General features: G+C 39.8%; 17 protein-coding genes and 1 pseudogene. 14 read left to right on the forward strand and 4 right to left on the reverse strand.

Annotated features, from left to right (window positions below; genetic code table 11):
• The 4 genes and pseudogenes from BM146_RS19695 to BM146_RS19265 all read left to right on the forward strand — a co-directional run.
• Positions 1-230 (forward strand): annotated as a pseudogene (locus BM146_RS19695) (IS4 family transposase); the annotation flags it as partial.
• Between the two features lie 10 nt (positions 231-240).
• A complete protein-coding gene (locus BM146_RS17755) occupies positions 241-726 on the forward strand; it encodes a hypothetical protein (protein ID WP_074891876.1) in 486 nt (161 codons plus the stop codon).
• Positions 727-751: 25 nt separating this feature from the next.
• The gene (locus BM146_RS17760; protein ID WP_074891877.1) at positions 752-1,342 is read left to right on the forward strand and encodes a Crp/Fnr family transcriptional regulator; all 591 of its coding nucleotides are present in this window, start codon (positions 752-754) and stop codon (positions 1,340-1,342) included.
• 314 nt (positions 1,343-1,656) lie between these two features.
• Positions 1,657-2,247: a chitobiase/beta-hexosaminidase C-terminal domain-containing protein gene (locus BM146_RS19265; protein ID WP_278308527.1), complete on the forward strand. Its 591-nt coding sequence runs from the start codon at positions 1,657-1,659 to the stop codon at positions 2,245-2,247.
• A gap of 305 nt (positions 2,248-2,552) precedes the next feature.
• Here BM146_RS19265 and BM146_RS17770 read toward each other — a convergent pair whose 3' ends face one another.
• Complete coding sequence (locus BM146_RS17770; protein WP_177201732.1) at positions 2,553-3,857, reverse strand: GGDEF domain-containing protein; 1,305 nt, start codon at positions 3,855-3,857, stop codon at positions 2,553-2,555.
• Positions 3,858-3,973: 116 nt separating this feature from the next.
• A complete protein-coding gene (locus BM146_RS17775; protein WP_074891881.1) occupies positions 3,974-5,905 on the reverse strand; it encodes an EAL domain-containing protein in 1,932 nt (643 codons plus the stop codon).
• Between the two features lie 353 nt (positions 5,906-6,258).
• On the opposite strand from BM146_RS17775, the gene BM146_RS17780 reads away from it, so the two are divergent.
• Positions 6,259-7,959, forward strand: a complete 1,701-nt coding sequence (locus BM146_RS17780; protein WP_074891883.1) for a putative bifunctional diguanylate cyclase/phosphodiesterase — start codon at positions 6,259-6,261, stop codon at positions 7,957-7,959.
• A 123-nt stretch (positions 7,960-8,082) separates the two neighbouring features.
• Positions 8,083-8,208, forward strand: coding sequence for a DUF6033 family protein (locus BM146_RS20095; protein WP_278308528.1), 126 nt, complete (start codon positions 8,083-8,085; stop codon positions 8,206-8,208).
• A 55-nt stretch (positions 8,209-8,263) separates the two neighbouring features.
• On the opposite strand, the gene BM146_RS17785 is transcribed toward BM146_RS20095, so the two are convergent.
• Complete coding sequence (locus BM146_RS17785; protein ID WP_074891885.1) at positions 8,264-8,443, reverse strand: hypothetical protein; 180 nt, start codon at positions 8,441-8,443, stop codon at positions 8,264-8,266.
• A 39-nt stretch (positions 8,444-8,482) separates the two neighbouring features.
• A complete protein-coding gene (locus BM146_RS19700) occupies positions 8,483-8,656 on the reverse strand; it encodes a hypothetical protein (RefSeq protein WP_177201733.1) in 174 nt (57 codons plus the stop codon).
• Positions 8,657-9,084: 428 nt separating this feature from the next.
• On the opposite strand from BM146_RS19700, the gene BM146_RS17790 reads away from it, so the two are divergent.
• The 8 genes from BM146_RS17790 (at position 9,085) to BM146_RS17820 (ending at position 17,342) form a co-directional block, all read left to right on the forward strand.
• Complete coding sequence (locus tag BM146_RS17790) at positions 9,085-9,534, forward strand: Hsp20/alpha crystallin family protein (RefSeq protein ID WP_074891887.1); 450 nt, start codon at positions 9,085-9,087, stop codon at positions 9,532-9,534.
• Between the two features lie 56 nt (positions 9,535-9,590).
• The gene (locus tag BM146_RS19705) at positions 9,591-9,740 is read left to right on the forward strand and encodes a hypothetical protein (RefSeq protein WP_177201734.1); all 150 of its coding nucleotides are present in this window, start codon (positions 9,591-9,593) and stop codon (positions 9,738-9,740) included.
• A gap of 221 nt (positions 9,741-9,961) precedes the next feature.
• Positions 9,962-12,913 carry a glycoside hydrolase family 3 C-terminal domain-containing protein gene (locus tag BM146_RS17795; RefSeq protein ID WP_074891889.1) on the forward strand — a complete coding sequence of 984 codons (2,952 nt, stop codon included), beginning with the start codon at positions 9,962-9,964 and terminating at the stop codon, positions 12,911-12,913.
• Between the two features lie 24 nt (positions 12,914-12,937).
• Complete coding sequence (locus tag BM146_RS17800) at positions 12,938-13,399, forward strand: hypothetical protein (protein WP_074891891.1); 462 nt, start codon at positions 12,938-12,940, stop codon at positions 13,397-13,399.
• A 238-nt stretch (positions 13,400-13,637) separates the two neighbouring features.
• Entirely contained in the window at positions 13,638-14,948 is a 1,311-nt protein-coding gene (locus BM146_RS17805) for an ATP-binding protein (protein ID WP_074891893.1), read from the forward strand.
• Positions 14,945-15,649: a LytR/AlgR family response regulator transcription factor gene (locus BM146_RS17810; RefSeq protein WP_074891895.1), complete on the forward strand. Its 705-nt coding sequence runs from the start codon at positions 14,945-14,947 to the stop codon at positions 15,647-15,649. The genes BM146_RS17805 and BM146_RS17810 overlap by 4 nt, the downstream gene beginning before the upstream one ends.
• A gap of 116 nt (positions 15,650-15,765) precedes the next feature.
• The gene (locus tag BM146_RS17815; protein WP_074891528.1) at positions 15,766-16,443 is read left to right on the forward strand and encodes a helix-turn-helix domain-containing protein; all 678 of its coding nucleotides are present in this window, start codon (positions 15,766-15,768) and stop codon (positions 16,441-16,443) included.
• Positions 16,434-17,342 carry an IS3 family transposase gene (locus BM146_RS17820; RefSeq protein WP_143087525.1) on the forward strand — a complete coding sequence of 303 codons (909 nt, stop codon included), beginning with the start codon at positions 16,434-16,436 and terminating at the stop codon, positions 17,340-17,342. Before BM146_RS17815 ends, BM146_RS17820 begins: the two co-directional genes overlap by 10 nt.
• The last annotated feature ends 72 nt before the right edge of the window (positions 17,343-17,414 follow it).

Here is a 17,414-nt window from a genome sequence, read left to right on the forward strand (position 1 = left end):
TTGAGAATCGTGAAGCAGAAGATCCAAGAACCCTTGGAGAACTGTTTACATATCTTGTAGAGGAAATGGCAGATGTTACATTTGTCCATGCATTCACTCTGATTATGAAAATGTTCTCAGATATGATGACTGAAAAATTCGATCTTGACGAAGAAGAAATCTCAACTATGATCGATACCTTCATATCTGCACTTACCCCCGCCATGCAGCGTCAACTAAGGGCTGCATGATGGTACTTTTTTGCCATTTTTTATTGAATTTTCAAGGTACAAACGCTATTTTTTTACTGCGAAGTTTCAGAATAGTAAAACAATAGCAGAAGAAGTTCGTGAAGAATCTACTATCCCTGCTGATGAAAATACTGATAATTCTTCTGAGAATCCAAATCCTGAACCAGAAACTGAATCTTCGAACGAGCAAATAAACGAACCAGCAAATGAAGAAATTAATGAAGAAGTAAATGAACCAACTGAACCAACTAATGAGGAAGTTAACGAACCAACTGAACCAACTAATGAGGAAGTGAATGAACCAACTGAACCAACTATTGAGGAAGTGAACGAACCTATAAACGAAGAAACTGATGAAACATCTAATGATGAGGATGCAATTAAACAGTCAGAAAATACTACTGTTTATGAAAATGAAGAAAACAATGATTCTGATTCTGACAAGCTAGAAACTAATGATAATACAGAAATAGAGGAATCTGAGCCAAATACCTAAAACAATCAGTTATTAGAGAACCCCAATGGAGATTATTAAACTAAATAAAACATTAAAAGTTAGAGAGGAATGGTTTATGGGTAAATATGAAAAAAGCGTAACGCTAAGAAATCATATATATGATATTCCTGAGGGTACCATAATACTTCAGGAAGGTGAGAGAAATCTTGATATGTACAAAATTTTAAGTGGACATATTGAAATGTATACAGGGTATGGTACTGATAATGAAGTACTACTTGGAATACTATGTCCCGGAAGCTGTTTTGGTGAATTTGGAATCCTAACTAAAAAGCCGGCAATATATACGATCATTGCATTCTCTGATGTTAAACTTCTTCGAATAACTGAGGAACTTTTATATTTATTTATGAAAGAAAATCCAGAGGACATTCTCCAAATTATGACAAATATGGCAAATAATATGTTACTAATGCAGCAAGAAATCGGAGAACTTTCAAATGTAGCCAAAGAGTTAAGCCAACAGGAAAGTGCAATAACAAGAAATAGCATAAAGAATATGCTAAAAAGCTATGCCATTTTTGAAAATAACAGACCCAAAAATCATTTTGAACCTGGAAATAAAATGTATTTCATGGATAAAGTAATGAGATAATAATACATTCTAAAGGATGTTGGATAGTATGGGCGAAGATAACTTACTTTTATTATTTGTGAGTTCTTTCTTTTAGTACTTTTTCAACTACTTTGATTGCAATTTTAGTCCAATCTACACCTCCGGCTACCATACCTAATTCCTGATCGGTTAATGCAACTTTTGACATGTTAAAATTCCTCCTTGTATAACAGAATATGACAAGTAATCATATTCCTATATCTATCATATATTTATTTATACGATTAAGCGACGATTATGGCGTTAGTATTTTGTAAATTAAAAATAAACTTTCACTTGTCAGAGAAAAGGGAATTGCTTCAAGCACGCCTTATAGCAATGCTATTTCCGTAAGCGAGACTGTAACAATAAAAGCAATCGCAGTCAAAGCTGGAATGACTGACAGTGCTGTGGCATCAGCGACTTATACGATCAGCGAAGCACCTGAACCTGAACCAACACCTGAACCTGAGAAAGCGACAAAGGTAGAAGTTGAAGGACTATCTGATAGTGATATTTCTGACGACTTAAAAGGCAGCGGCTATACATCTGTAGAAAGTATAGGAACAGCTTTAGAAACAGCGCTCTCAATAGAAACAGAAGAGGAAAAAGAAAGTTCGAAACTTGTCGATGTTAAACTGATGGTTTCAACTGACGGAGGTTCAACCTGGACTACAGCAACTGCTGAGAACTTCCCTACAGGGGGCATTGATGTAGTATTGCCATATCCTGACGGAACAAATGGCGATGAATATAGTTTTAGCGTTGCCCATATGATTGGAACAAGTGCTAACGGCAAGACTGCCGGAGAAATAGAGAAGCCTGGTACAACAAACACTTCTTCAGGTATCAGCACACATTTTAACGGCCTTTCTCCTGTAATGATCACATGGACAAAGAACTGATGTAAGCCTTGAAGTAAGTTTCTTAGACGGAGATTATAAGGGTAACAGGGTATCCTTCATAGTCCCTGCAGGAACTGACGCCTTGTCACTTCTTGATGAGAATGGATTTTCAGGATTCTTGTATCTTGCAGATAAGTTTGGAACAGCAAACTAAGGATTATCAGTGTAAGTAAGAATAAAGCCAGACCTATGTTCAAAAACTGAACAGGTCTGGCTTTATTGAATTAGTCGTATGTTTCTATTGTCAGAATGGGATTTTTGTATAAATGGGGCACAATCTATAAAAAATGATTGGCCGCTATTTCTTATGTTCTTTCGGCATGCATTCTCTTTTTGTTTTCATACATGTTGTTATCTGCACGCTTAAAGACGTTTATTGCACCTGCATCTTTATCACTGTCATATGTGGCATAACCAATCGCAGCTGACACAGCTTCCCAGGGAGATAAATCCTTGTTGTTTGCCAGGTCCGAGAGCTCTTGGTTGAACTTATCTATTAGGAAATCAATATTTTCAAGGTCCTGACCCTTTAGAATTATGGCAAATTCGTCACCTCCCACTCTGAAGACAGGAGAGTGGGCAAATGTAACGCAGACTATATGACAAATGTTCTTGATGGCTTCATTACCTTTTTCGTGACCATAAGTATCATTGATGATTTTCAGGTAATTAAGATCAACGACTCCGATTCCAAATTCAGTTTTTCCAAGCTTAAGATTCCATTCAAGGCTCTTGATTTCATTGTCGTATGCGGTCTTATTTCGTATTCCGGTCAGAGAATCACGGTTTGCAAGGGCTTCCAGCTGGGAGTTCTTATCCTGCATGTCACTTATCTTTTTATCTTTGTCGATCAGGTCAGAGGCATAATTCCTTATATCCTCAACCATGGAGAAGATGGAGCCTGACAGGGATTCAATCTCATCATGGGTATGTATGTCAATTTCGTCCATAACAAGTTCTGATACAGGAGCGCGCTTTCGGCATTTGTCTTCAATTTTGCCGGTTGCATTTTCTAGGTTCCGTATAGGTCTGACTATCCGCTTGTTATACCATCTGTTGAGAGCTAAAACAAGAAGCAGACCTGCTATAAGTGCAACTATGAATGTCGCAAGTGCATATGTATAGGCTGCTTTATAAATGTTATCAATAAGGATATCCCCACAGATTACAGCAATGGGCTCTCCTTTTGAATTTATCAGAGGACGGATTGCGGTATATATTTTCCCAAAGTCAGTATCATTTCTAAAGTAAGTGACAGTTGTATCCGTGTCCATGCGCTTAAGGTACTCAAGGGCGACATCCCTTGGATAAGCATCTCCGCTATAGTTTCCGAGATCGGTAAGTTCATCTGCTTCATATGTCTTTTCATATAAAGTATATGCAGCAAGGACATCCATCATGTTGTCCGGAGGATCTGCCCTTAACGGCTCAATTATATATATATAAAACAGATCATGGGTTTCCTTGAGATCATTGGCCAGAGTCTGAAGCTCATTGTACTTATCGGATTTGACACCGGTGCGCATACACTGTTCAAGGTCATCAACATCTATGCAGCTGCTCAGAAAGTTGATGGCATCACCGGCGTAGTTCTGATATCTGTTTATCATATCCCTCCTGTAAATATCAAAGCACAAAGTGCCCACGGAAATTGATATGAATATAACAATGATTACACTGATGCGGATAAGTGATTTTTGTAAGGAATTTTTCATTTTTTTATTGTTCATACCTGCTCTGCCTGTGCCTCCATATAAGCGACAAATTCAGCAGGTGGTATTGGCTTTGAGAAATAATATCCCTGCTCATAGTCACAGCCCAGTTCTGCCATTTTGTCTTTCATCTCCAGAGTTTCTATTCCTTCGACAACAATTTCCATTCTCGAGTGTTTGAAAAGACTTATCAGATCAGGCAAGAAACCTGCTTTTCCTGCGAAATATGACCTTACAAAGGACATATCAACTTTTACCACGTGAATTGGCAGATTTATAAGGCTTGTAAGATTAGCTGCACCTGTTCCGAAGTCATCAAGAGACAGTTCTGCACCCATGGCTCTTAATCCGGCAATTGTAACCTGTATCATGTCATAGTCATCTATAAGTGACTCTGTGATCTCAAAGTCGAACATATCCATTGGGACGTTGTGTTTTTTTGCTATTTCTTCCAAGTCACCAGGAAGGTTGATGCTCATGCATTGTATTGGTGACAGGTTGACATTTATGAACTCGATGCCAAGTTGTTTGACGTCTACGTTTTCTAGGAACATGCAGACTTTTTCAAAGATCTGTTTGCCTATTTCTATGATATCACCATTCTTTTCAGCAATCTGAATGAAATCAAGAGGAGAAATGAAGCCGATTTCAGGATCATTAAGCCTTGCAAGGGCTTCTGCACCCGTGACTTTTCCGTCTGCATTAGAATAGATGGGCTGAAAATATACTTCAAACCTCTTCTCTGACATGGCAAGTTTGATTGCTTTCTCTATTGCTTTGTGTTTTTTGACGCCTCCTATCATTTTGTCCGAGAAGTAGTAGTTACCTTTGCGGTTTTCCTCAAATGAACTATTTATAGCATATCTTGCCAGGTCAGACAGCAGCAGAGCATGTTCGCTGATCAGAGACTCGGATAAGAACATCATTGAAGCCTGAATAGGAACGATGTCGTCGCAGGTTTTTCTAAGGAGTTCATATTTTTCTATCCATTCATTTATTACCATAGACGGGTCTTTTTCCAGATGACCTTTTATCAAGACAATGAATACGCCGTTTCTTATATAAAACAGGTAATTATTACGGTAATTATGTATGAGCCACTCTGCAATAATCTTCAGTTCATCATTAATTTGATTGACTCCGTAGACAACCTTGGAAGCCTCATAGTTGTTGATAGATATTGTAATGAGACTGAACGGGATCTTTCTTTCCCATAATTCTTTACCGATCCTGTTAAGTGCGTCCTTATTTAATAATGATGTACGATTGTCCCTATATAGATCGGGGTTTTCAGATGTAAGGAAGATGATCAATATAGTAAGGATGCTGAAATAACTTGTGACAAGCATGTGATAGAAATGCTTCCTTATGATTATTCCAAATAACAGTAGCAGGTTAAAAGAAAGTAGTCCTGCTTTCATGCGTCTTGAAAGCTGTTTCCAGAATCTGATAACAAGAAACAGGGATGCGATGATATAAAAATAGGTGCTGAAATAGATTGTTTTATAAAGAGAGCAGTTGTGATATCCATCCTCAGCAATGGTGTAAATAGCAGATGTCCATGGAGTTGAAAGGATAAGAATAACGGAAATAAATGCAGGCAGACCGGTGAGAACCTTAATGATGTGATCAGATTCTCTATAACTATGGGTTGATTCTGCTGTATACATGAATAGAGACCATCCTCTAATGATAAAACCAAGGAAATATGCATGATTAATTGCATACATTACCCACAGAGGAAAAATCATCCACACTTCATTCATTTCGCAGGAAATGATATCAGAAATTGTCATGATGAGGTTTGAACTCATGGCAATCCAGAAAAAGAAGCTCTGCCTGATGGGAAGATTTCTTCTAAAGCCATAGAATAATAGAAGTATTATCTGTATGGGTATTGACGCTATGGCAAAGTCGTAGTTAAAAGGGCTGATCCAATTGAACATATCATTGTCTCCTGTGTGCAGGGCAATGGGACTGAATCTGTGATGATAATACACCCGCAATCATTATTGTTGAAATACCACTCTATTTTAATTGTAACTTGGATTGCGCTGTTACTCAACAAAAAGCTTTATAAACAAATAAACATGTGCTTTTTGTTTACATAAAGTTTATAGATTATGTTGAATATTAAATGTTACTATATAAACGTAGAAGATTGCCTTCATTTTAGGTTGCAGAGTAACAATTGCAATAATTATATATATGAACTTACTTTTCAAAGCCTCTGCCTTTAGAAGAATTTGAGGCAATGCTCAAGGAATAGATTTTGAAATCATTTAGGGAGACTATGATTATGAAAATCGCTGAATTGATGGCAAATAAGCTTGAGAAACTCTTTCAGGAGGCATCGCTGGAGAATATTAAAGCAGATACCTACAAGGACCTCTGTTGTGCGCTTCATGTCACGAAAATGTATTATGACATGGATCTTGGTGGTGATGACAGATACCGGAACCCCAGGACGGGGAAACTTGTATTTGAAGCAACACCAGTTGATAACAAGCTTGTTCTTTATGATTCCGGCATGCCGGGAGGCTTAAAAAAGTGTTACAACTTCTACTATGATGGAAATGAGTATGTCCATGCCTACATAGAATTCGAAAAAGCTGTAAAAGAAGATGACATTGACCAGGAACTGTGTGCGTTTATGGCAAATGTTATCTACATAATCATAAGCAGACAGAACATGAGAAAGATGCTTGACTATGCTGAGACATCTGATGTTCTTACAGGAATCCCTAATATTGCAATGGTACAAAGAAAATATTATACGGTGCTACAGCATTCCATGCCACAAGATTATGCCGTTCTAAGGATCAACCTCAGAAACTTCAGATACATTAATGAGATATGCGGTGCACAGGCAGGAGATGAAGCCATAATACAGTATTCAAGGAAACTGCTTAAGTTTACAGAAGATGATGAATGTGCCGGACGCATGGGCGGGGATAATTTTGTAGTATACCTGCACAATGAGAATCTAAAGAACTTTTTAAAGAAGATAAGTACAGTCACCATATCAAAGCTTAAAAATGCTCCAAATAATCGCTTTGACGTTGTGGCATGGGTCGGGATATCCATGCTCTCAGAAGATGAGAACAAGACTTTCCTTGAACGCCTTAACGATGCAAATGTAGCCTGTGGGCTTGGAAAGAGCAGATTAAAGCAGGACGTTGTTTATTATGGCGAAGAGCTGAAAAATATGGTGATGCAAGGAAGGGACATTATAGGAATATTTCCGACTGCAGTAAAGAACCATGAGTTCACGCCTTTTTTCCAGCCTAAGGTTGACATGAAAACGGGCAAACTTGTTGGTTTTGAAGCGCTGTGCAGGTGGTTCCATGAGGACCATTACATATACCCTGATCAGTTTATTCCGATATTGGACAGAGAGGGGCTTATACCGAAGCTTGATCTTGCCATATTTGATGAAACCTGCAAATCGATAAAAAGATGGAAAGAAATGGGACTTACTCCACCAAGGATTTCAAGTAACTTTTCCAAAAAAGACCTCTTTGTACCAAAGATAGAAAGCAAGATATTAAAGGTAATAGAGGAAAATGGTCTATCTACTGACGATGTGGAAATAGAGATAACAGAGAGCACAAAGGATGTTGAGTATGAGAGACTCATTACATTTGTAAAGACTCTCAAAGAAAATGGGCTGTTTATATCCATCGATGACTTTGGTACCGGATATTCATCCCTGTCACTTCTCCATAACATCGATGCAGATGTAATAAAGATCGATAAGTCTTTTACAGATATGATAATATCAGATGATAAAACTGCGATTCTTGTTGAAAGCATAATAACTATTGCACAAAGACTAAAGATGGAGATCATCGCAGAAGGCGTTGAGACGAAGGAGCAGGGTAAAAAGCTTGTGGAACTGGGCTGTAATCTGGCGCAGGGGTATTATTACAGTAAGCCGGTAGACTATCAGTCTGCGACAGAGATCATAAACAGTTGTGATTATGCACCGGTCGTATAAGGTATACTGGGACTACTATGAAGATTTGTGTTTTTTTGTGGCATTTTGTTATGTACTTTTGTGATGCTTTAATATGAAAAGCACGAAATTAAAAAATGGGGTTAAGAACTTTTATATGACATCATTGAAGCGAATTCTTTGGACGATCTTTTGTCAAAGGTTCAGACTTATTCCTATAACAATGCAGCTTCAAGGGTGGTGACGGATGCAGAGAGAAACGTTGGAACAAGGGTTGATTTTAAAGGATAAGGTGTAAAGCCTTAAGAGGCGGCTATGAATATATCTTTTAATACTCAAAATCCATTTAATGGATCAACAGCACCGGAAGGGCTATTGAAAGTACGATTAGTGAAGCTGACACGATGCTCTTAATCCGTTCATTTACGGCTCTGGGGTCTTTGTAGTGTCCATTTATGAGAAGTGCATCATAGGTTCTGGGAACAGGCTTTCCAAAAGATCTTGGTATATAAGTCTCGCTCTGCAATGATATTTCCTCCGTGCCCTCTTAAGGGCGGTTGATCAATCAGCTTTCTTTTAAGAGTTCATTTCTAAGGGCATTCTCAAGCATATCTGAAAATGAGATTGAAGCGAGGATGGAACTGCCTGTATATCTCCTCGTCATATCCTTAGTGGAAGGCTCGATGGTGTTAACAGCTGCGTTCATGTTTGTTCTAAGTGACAAAACATCAATATTCATAGGCTACCTCCTTGTACAGCCTATCAAACTACAACATTTTGTATCTATAATTAGAATATACACTATATATTCTAAAATGTGTGTTAAATAACTGGGAAAGATTTATGATAGCATTTAGCACGATATGCTATGGCAGAATTTTGGATATAACAGAAAACAGCAGACAAGACAGTGCGTAATGATAATATTGGGAAGCCTTGTAACAGCTCTTGTTTTTACTCTGATATGACAAAAATGTATTACTTTATACAATACTATTTTATCCAAATTAGCACTCTCGGTTGACGAGTGCTAATTGCTGTGTTATAGTGTTCGTAGAACAAAGGAACAGAGAAGACCGTTAGGACTTAACTTTCCTAAGATCTAAACCCTCCGTCCCATTGCTCATTAACATAGATAATGTTTTTGATGCAAAGGAGGTATGTATTATGTTAGCACCTAGTATTTTTGAAGAGAATTTTATCGACGATCTGTTTGGATTCCCAATGAAGGAATTTGACGACATGGAGAGAAAGCTCTATGGAAGAAAAGCAAGCAGGATGATGAAGACCGATATCAGGGAAAAGGATGATAACTACGAAGTATCAGTAGACCTGCCGGGCTTCAAGAAGGAAGAGATAACAGTAGAACTTGATAACGGTTATCTTACCATCAGCGCAGCAAAAGGCCTTGATAAGGACGAGAACAATAAGAAAGGTAAACTCATTCGTCAGGAGAGATATGCAGGATCCATGACAAGGAGCTTCTACATTGGAGACAATGTAGAGAAGGACGATATCGAGGCAACCTACAGGCACGGCGTTCTCACACTTACAATTCCAAAGAAAGCCCTGGAAAAGAAGATCCCGGAAAAGAATCTGATAGCCATAGAAGGCTGATAGTATAAGTTTTAACCTAGTCTCCCGGCACTATAGGAGTGTCGGGAGATTTTTTAATGAAAAGATTAGCATTCAGTTACAATTCATTCACATTTTGTTTAATGGGAGGAAAAGGTTTGACTCATAGCCTTTTGACAGTTGATGACGGATTATTGACATATCATGCCTGTCCTGTTGATGACCGAATGACGATGCAGTTAAACTGAATGTGGCTTTCGGAATATATAAGCCAAAGATAGATAACATTTTTTTATAAACCATCTGCCCGGTCATGCAGGTGGTTTTTTATTTGCAGATACTTGCGTTTTTTTGCTGAGTGTTTGCAGTTGATGCCAATTTTATTACCGTTAGTGCCGAATCCGTTGTCTGCTTTCTTTGCTGTACCTATACTGACGTTACATCAATAATATTTCAAAGGAGAGAAGCAATGAAAAAGAAAGGAATGAGCGGTTCCGGCAAGGTGATGACTGCCATTGGCAGCGTTCTTTTAGTACTTGCAGTGGCTGTTGTGGCAGTTGCAAACTTTTTCGCCGGCGTACTTGATACTTATGTCGGTATGGGTAAACCCAAGGTTGTGACAAAGCCCGGCAGTGAAAACTGGGATACAGAGTACTATTCACCTGATAAAACAGATCCGGAGGGTGTTGATGAGATAGCGAAAGACGTGACAAGGCGTATCGCTGAAGAAGGTATCACACTTATGAAGAACAACGGGATTCTTCCGCTTAAGGGAAATGAAAGTGTTTCGCTTTTCGGAAGACGCAGTGTTGATACGGCCTGGGGCGGAACAGGATCAGGTGCCGGAGATGAAGGACAGTGCACACCCATGGCACAGGCGCTTGGCGATCAGGGCTTTATGGTCAACGACACGCTGACAAAGCTTTACGCTGATAACCTTGATAAGGTTGAAAAGGGCTATAACGCCATGGATAAGTTGGATGCAACAACTTATTACATTGGAGAATTTCCAATGAGCTACTATACAACAAGTGTTACAGGGTCCTACGGAAAGTACAGTGATGCAGCTATTGTTGTCATCGGACGACAGGGCGGTGAGGGCTTTGATTTTGCAACTGACCTCAAAGGTTCTATTTCATCAGGGGAGACTGCGATGTCAAAAGACGTGGCAGAGACCCAAAATTATGAGAACGGTCAGCATCAGCTGGAGATGACTTATGAGGAAAAAGAACTCTTAAAGCACGTTGAAGAGAACTTTGAAAATGTCGTTGTTGTAGTGAACAGCTCAAACGTAATGGAGCTTGGAGAACTTAACGATGATGAGAATGTGGATGCGATAGTATGGCTCGCTTATCCAGGTTCACGAGGAACAGTCGCACTGGCTGAAATACTTGCAGGACAGATTAATCCTTCAGGTCATACTGTTGATACATGGCCCAGAGATCTCACCAAAGATCCAACATTTCCAAATACGACGACAAAGGCTTACAGCAATCTTGATGAGGGATTCACAGTTGAGTATGAGGAAGGCATCTATGTTGGATACCGTTATTATGAGACTGCAGCTGTTGATAACTTCATAGATTATGACGAAGCAGTTGTTTATCCTTTTGGCTACGGGCTCAGCTACACAACATTTGAGCAGCAGATCAAGGATGTTCAGGAAGAGGACGGTGAGATTACCGTAACTGTTTCTGTAAAGAATACAGGATCTGTTCCCGGTAAAGATGTTGTCCAGGTATACTTCCATGCACCATATGACGGTGTTGTTGAAAAAGCGGAAGTTGTACTTGCAGGATATGTTAAGACAGACCTCTTAAATGCAGGTGAGACAAAAGACTATCAGGTGTCCTTTAATGAAGAAGATATGGCATCATTCGACTACAAAAATGCAGGATGCTATGTGCTTGATAAAGGTAATTACATTATTTCAGTAAGAAAGAATGCACATGAGATTTACGGAGATAACTGTGAATGGGCTTTAAACGTTCCGGAACAGATCGTTTATGACCAGTCAAACCCAAGAAAGACGGAGATAGAAGCACAGACCGGAGAATATGTAAACTATTCTGATGAGTGGAAGCAGAACCATAAAGTTGAAGCAGCTGTTACGCGTTTTGGCTGGATGAACGACCACTTTGAGGAAGGAAAAGCGACAATTCTCAGTCGAAAGGATTTTAAAGGAACCTTCCCGACAGCTCCTACGGTAGAAGATCTTACGGCTTCGGATGAGCTGGTAAAAGAAATGGGTACTTACGAGCCTGATTACTATGATGAAGCAGATACAGCCCCTAAAACCGGTGCAAACAATGGGTTGCAGCTGATAGCTTTGAGAGGAGCTGCATACGATGATCCCAGATGGGATGAACTCCTTGATCAGCTTAGTGTCAAGGATATGAACAATCTGATCTGCGCTGGAAACCAGGGAACCGTTCCTCTTGGATCCATTGGACTGCCAAAGAGCAGTGCCACAGACGGACCTGCAGGACTTAAGCAGTATGGAGGAATCGGATTCTCTGCTTCCGGAAACTTCAACTGCTGTGGAACACTGGTTGCTGCAACATGGAACGTTGATCTTGCAAGAGAATATGGAAACGCAGTAGGTAATGAAGCTATTCTTGGTAAAGTGTCAGGGTGGTATGCACCGGGAAATGACCTTCACAGAACAGCCTTCGGCGGACGTAACTTTGAGTACTATTCAGAGGATCCGCTTGTTTCAGGAAAGACCTGTGCGGGAACAATACAGGGGGCAACGCAGAAAGGATTTGCTTGCTACGTCAAGCACTTTGCACTCAACGATGTGGAGACTCACAGGGATGATAATGGTCCTACAGTATGGTCCAACGAGCAGGCAATGAGAGAACTAAACCTCAAGGCCTTTGAGATTGCGGTAAAAGAGCCTGTTATAGACCTTGAGTATCTCGATGAAGAAGGCAATACACAGCACAAGAATATGCGCGGTTCCATCGGTGTTATGTCCAGCTTTAACAGACTCGGCGGTGTATGGACAGGCGGCTGCTCAGAGCTCCTTAACGAAGTGCTTCGCGGAGAGTGGGGATTCACCGGATGCGTGATCACTGACTACGACGGAACAGAGTACATGAACTGTGAGTGGGCTGTGTCCAACGGAAACGACCTTATCCTTGCTAACATTTCAACACTTCCTTCGAAGTTTAAGGATACAAACAACGCAAGTACACAGCAGGTAATGCGTCAGGCTGTAAAGAACATCGCTTATCTTACTCTTAACAGCAATGCAGTGAACGGTATGTCTGATGGAACTAAAGTAACATACGGTATTGCCCCATGGAAGTTTGCAGTTGGCGCACTTTCAGCGCTTCTGGCAATTGCCGGAGGACTTCTGATCATCTTTGGAGTGAAGAAGAAAAACAAACAGGTAACAAAAATAGAAAACAAATAATTAAAACAAAAGGAGAAATTTAAAATGAAAAAGTTCTTAGCAATTCTACTGTCAATGGTTATGGTAATGTCACTTGCTGCATGTGGAAGCGGCTCTGCAGCTGAATACTACTCAGGTGAAGTTGACTGGGTTGAAGCCGGTTATGAAGGAGACTGCATTATAACAAACCATGTCGGACTGGTACTTAATGGTGACGGAACATATACTCTTGAGGACGCATTCCTTGTAAACCAGGTTTCAGGCGCTATCGTTTTCTATACAAAAACCTTCTATACAGGAAAGTACACAGCTGAAAAGGCTGATGCAGACGGAATTAAGACTGTATCTCTTCAGGCACCCACAAGTGCTGTTCAGAACCTGAACGGTGTTGTGGCTACATCAGCTGAGGATGCTGACATTCTTCCTTCCTTCCAGCCTGATTTCTCATCAATCCAGGTTGATACAAACTCACACGCTGTTGTAAGCACAATCCCTCAGCATCAGTAATCTGAGAATAGTAAAAAAGTATGACTTCTTGAACTTAATTCCAGAAATCCGCATATACTGCGGATTTCGTGAGAATATGAGTGAAGAGTCAACCAAGCCTCATCGACGAAGTCGATTTAAATTGGCTTGGTTGATGCATTCTTGAATTGTTGATTCAAGAATGCATACTGAAATGACGTGCGGCTAACCGGTATTGTACCGGTTAGCCGTTTGCGGTAAAATTTTTTAGAGGACAATTATGAACTTACAACTTTCCATTATCATGTTTATATATGCATCGGAAATGGCTGTCATTACCACGATGATCTGCGCCAGACTTGAAAGACGAAGAGATTTCTTTTCTGGCGCCTGTAAATGCGCTGCATTCACCCTTATATATACTGTTATTTTAGCGTTTTATCAGCCATCTATCCTTGTTATTCACATTCCGATAGTGCTTGTGTCATTTCTTTATGTGTATTGGTGTTATGTTACCAACATTCTTCAGGTGCTGTATATAGTCAGTGCAGGTTATATTATCCAACGGATATCAAGTCTTCTTAATACGCTGATATCGTATTTTTCACCACATTATCTGGCACATGATGTCAATGGCCAAGTCAGTGCTCTATGGTATGTACTTATTCTTGTATGCGACGCAGTTGTTTTTTTGGGGTTTCATTGCCTCGGAGGAAGAGGCTTTGGTATTCCACAGCTTCGCAAAAATGCAACAATCAGAGTTGTAGCCTTTGGAATCTTAGTTGTTCTGATGAATCAGCCCTGGACTCTGGGCATGCTCTACGACGACATAATGCATCACAGCTATACAAGGTACGCGCTGGCTGAGACAATATGGAATTTTATCGCCTGTGTACTTTGTGTGTTTGTTCAGTTTGATATCACTCATATAGACCGACGGGATAATGAACTTGAAATTGCACGAAAGCTGATCAGCGATAAAGAAAGACAGTATAAAATGTCAAAGTCCACTGTGGACGCGATAAACCGCAAATGTCATGACCTTAAATATCAGCTTTCGGCTCTTTCAAAAGGAGAGGATAACCAGAAGCATATTTCAGAGGCTATGGAACTGGTGGAGAGCTTTGATAGTGCGATTCATACAGGGAATGACACCCTGGATATCATATTTACGGAAAAGAACAGCTACTGTAAAAAGCATGATATTGACTTTGTGTGCATGGTGGATGGGGACAAGCTCTCATTTATAGATGTCACTGATCTTTATGTCATGTTTGGGAATATCATAGACAATGCAATAAATGCGGTCAGAATCCTTGAGGATCATTCAAAAAGATCAATATATATTCGAATACATCAGGAAAATCAGTTTCTTTTGATCCAGACTGAAAACGCATTTAAAGGAAGTCTCCAGTTTAAAGACGGCCTTCCCAAAACTACCACAGGTGATGAGTTTAACCACGGATATGGGGTTTCCAGTATAAAAATGATAGCCGAAAAATACGGCGGGAGCCTGAATACCAGAGCTGAGGATAATGTCTTTTATCTGAATATACTGATTCCCATGGAAGGCAAAGAGGAAAGACAATGAAAAAAGTAGCTATCATTGATGACGATGAGAATATCAGAAGCACAATTAAGGAATATCTGAAGAAATATGAGCAGGCATCTAAGGAACAGTTTATTGTCAGCGATTTTGCTTTTCCTGAATTGTTTTTGACAAATTATAAACCTGAATATGACATAGTGATGATGGATATTGATATGCCGGGGATGAATGGGCTGACTGCGGCCAGGAAGCTAAGAGATCTGGACGAGAGAGTGGTTCTTTTGTTTGTCACAAATCTTGCCCAGTATGCTCTTAAAGGCTACGAAGTTGCTGCTACGGATTTTATAGTAAAGCCGCTTAAGTATGAAAGGTTCAGTCAGAAACTTGCAAGAGCTCTGAAATTTGTTCCCGAGAGTACCAGGCCTATGCTTATGATCCGAACCGAAAGCGCCACTATTACAGTTGAACTGGATGATATTATTTATGTGGAAGTAAACAAACATGATGTATATTATCACACTGTAAAGGATGTTTACCGGGTGAGGGGGTCGCTAAAACAGGCGGAAGAGGATCTGGGCGATCCCAAATTCTTTGCCTGTGACAAGTCGTGTCTGGTCAATCTCGCCTATGTAGAGGGAGTAAGTGCCGGAACGGTAACGGTAGCCGGAAATGATCTGTGTGTCAGCAGATCCAAAAAGAAGCCTCTAATTGACGCACTTGCTGCGTTTCATAACAGAAAATGACCTGAGCAAAATAAAAGGGGCTGTCGCATTAGATGATTAAATCATCTGATATGCTCCCTTCTAGGTAGACAAGAGAAATAATAAAAATCTTGTATTACTTAGGAGGGAGCATTTTTATGTCCAAATATAAGATAGAGCCAGATGAAAAAATCAGGACAGTAGAAGGTATTCTTAATGGAAAAGAAACACAGCGACATGCAGCTGCACGTCTTGGAGTTGCACCCATATCTGTCCAACAATGGATTGCCATTTACCAAAGTGATAATTCATCTGCGTTTACTCAAAGATGCTACAAAAGATATCCAAAAGAACTGAAAGAGAAAGCAGTTCTGGAGTATCTAAATGGAAATGACTCATTGCTATCTATATGTCAGAAATATGGCATTAGAGCAAAAAGTAAGTTACAAGACTGGATAAAGAAATATAATGGTCATGAGGAGCTAAAAACTTCCGGAACAGGAGGAGCAACCATCATGACCAAGGGGAGAAAAACAACATTTGATGAGCGTGTAGAAATTGTTCAGTATTGCATTTCTCATGATTGCAATTATGCAGAAACTGCTGAAAAGTTCAATGTATCATATCAGCAAGCGCGAAGCTACACGGTAAAATATAAGGCCAATGGAATTGAGGCTCTTAAAGACAGACGTGGAAGAACCAAGGCTAAAGAAGAAATGACAGAATTGGATAGACTTCGCGCTGAAAATAAGATTCTTCGTGCCGAAAAGGAACGCGCTGAAATGGAGGCGTCTTTCTTAAAAAAACTCGATGCAATAGAGAGGGGGTGGGACTGAGCCTTATACGTCACGAACAGGTTTATCTCGCAATCAAGACAGAGCACGATGAGCATTGCTATCCAATTTCTGCTCTCTGCAAGATTGGAAATGTTAGCCGGGCTGCATACTATAAATGGTTGCATAGGGAGCTTCCGAATTATGAGGCTGAAAACAAACGTATAGCTGATGAAATAGAAAAAATACATACTGAGAGCCCGGATAAAGGTTATAGACGTATTAGAGATGAACTTGAACGATACCATGATATAAAGGTAAATGACAAACGTGTCCTTAGGATTTGCCGTAAAAAGGGAATTAAATCCACTATAAAATATGCCAACAACGGATGCACAAGGCAGGCAGCTAATCCTCAATTCATTGCCGAGAACATCTTAAATAGAGAATTTTCGGCGGATGCCCCTAACCAGAAGTGGCTGACAGATGTTACTGAATTTAAATACTATGTGGCTCAGGAAGTTCACAAGGTATATTTGAGTGCTATCCTCGATTTATATGATCGTAGAATTGTATCTTATGTGATAGGTGATTCGAACAATAACCCACTGGTATTTGATACATTTGATGCTGCTATAGCTGCAAATCCTGGTGCAACACCACTGTGCCACAGTGATAGAGGATTTCAATATACAAACAGACTGTTCCACGCAAAATTAGAAGCTGCAGGAATGACTCAGAGCATGTCAAGAGTAGCAAAATGCATCGACAATGGTCCCATGGAAGGCTTTTGGGGAATACTCAAGCGAGAGCGGTATTATGGAAAAAGATTTAAGGATAAAGATTCATTGGTGTCGATGATTGAGGAATACATTGAATACTATAATAATCGGCGCTTGCAGAGGAATCTAGGTGTTCTTACACCTATGGAGAAACATAATAATTATTTGATGGTGGCATAAAAAACTGCCATCAGAAAACTGATGGCAGAAAATTTATTTTTTTGATTGTCTACTTGACGGGGAGCGATTCAA

It is taken from the genome of Butyrivibrio proteoclasticus (assembly GCF_900115735.1).
Classification (GTDB): Bacteria; Bacillota; Clostridia; order Lachnospirales; family Lachnospiraceae; genus Butyrivibrio; species Butyrivibrio proteoclasticus_B.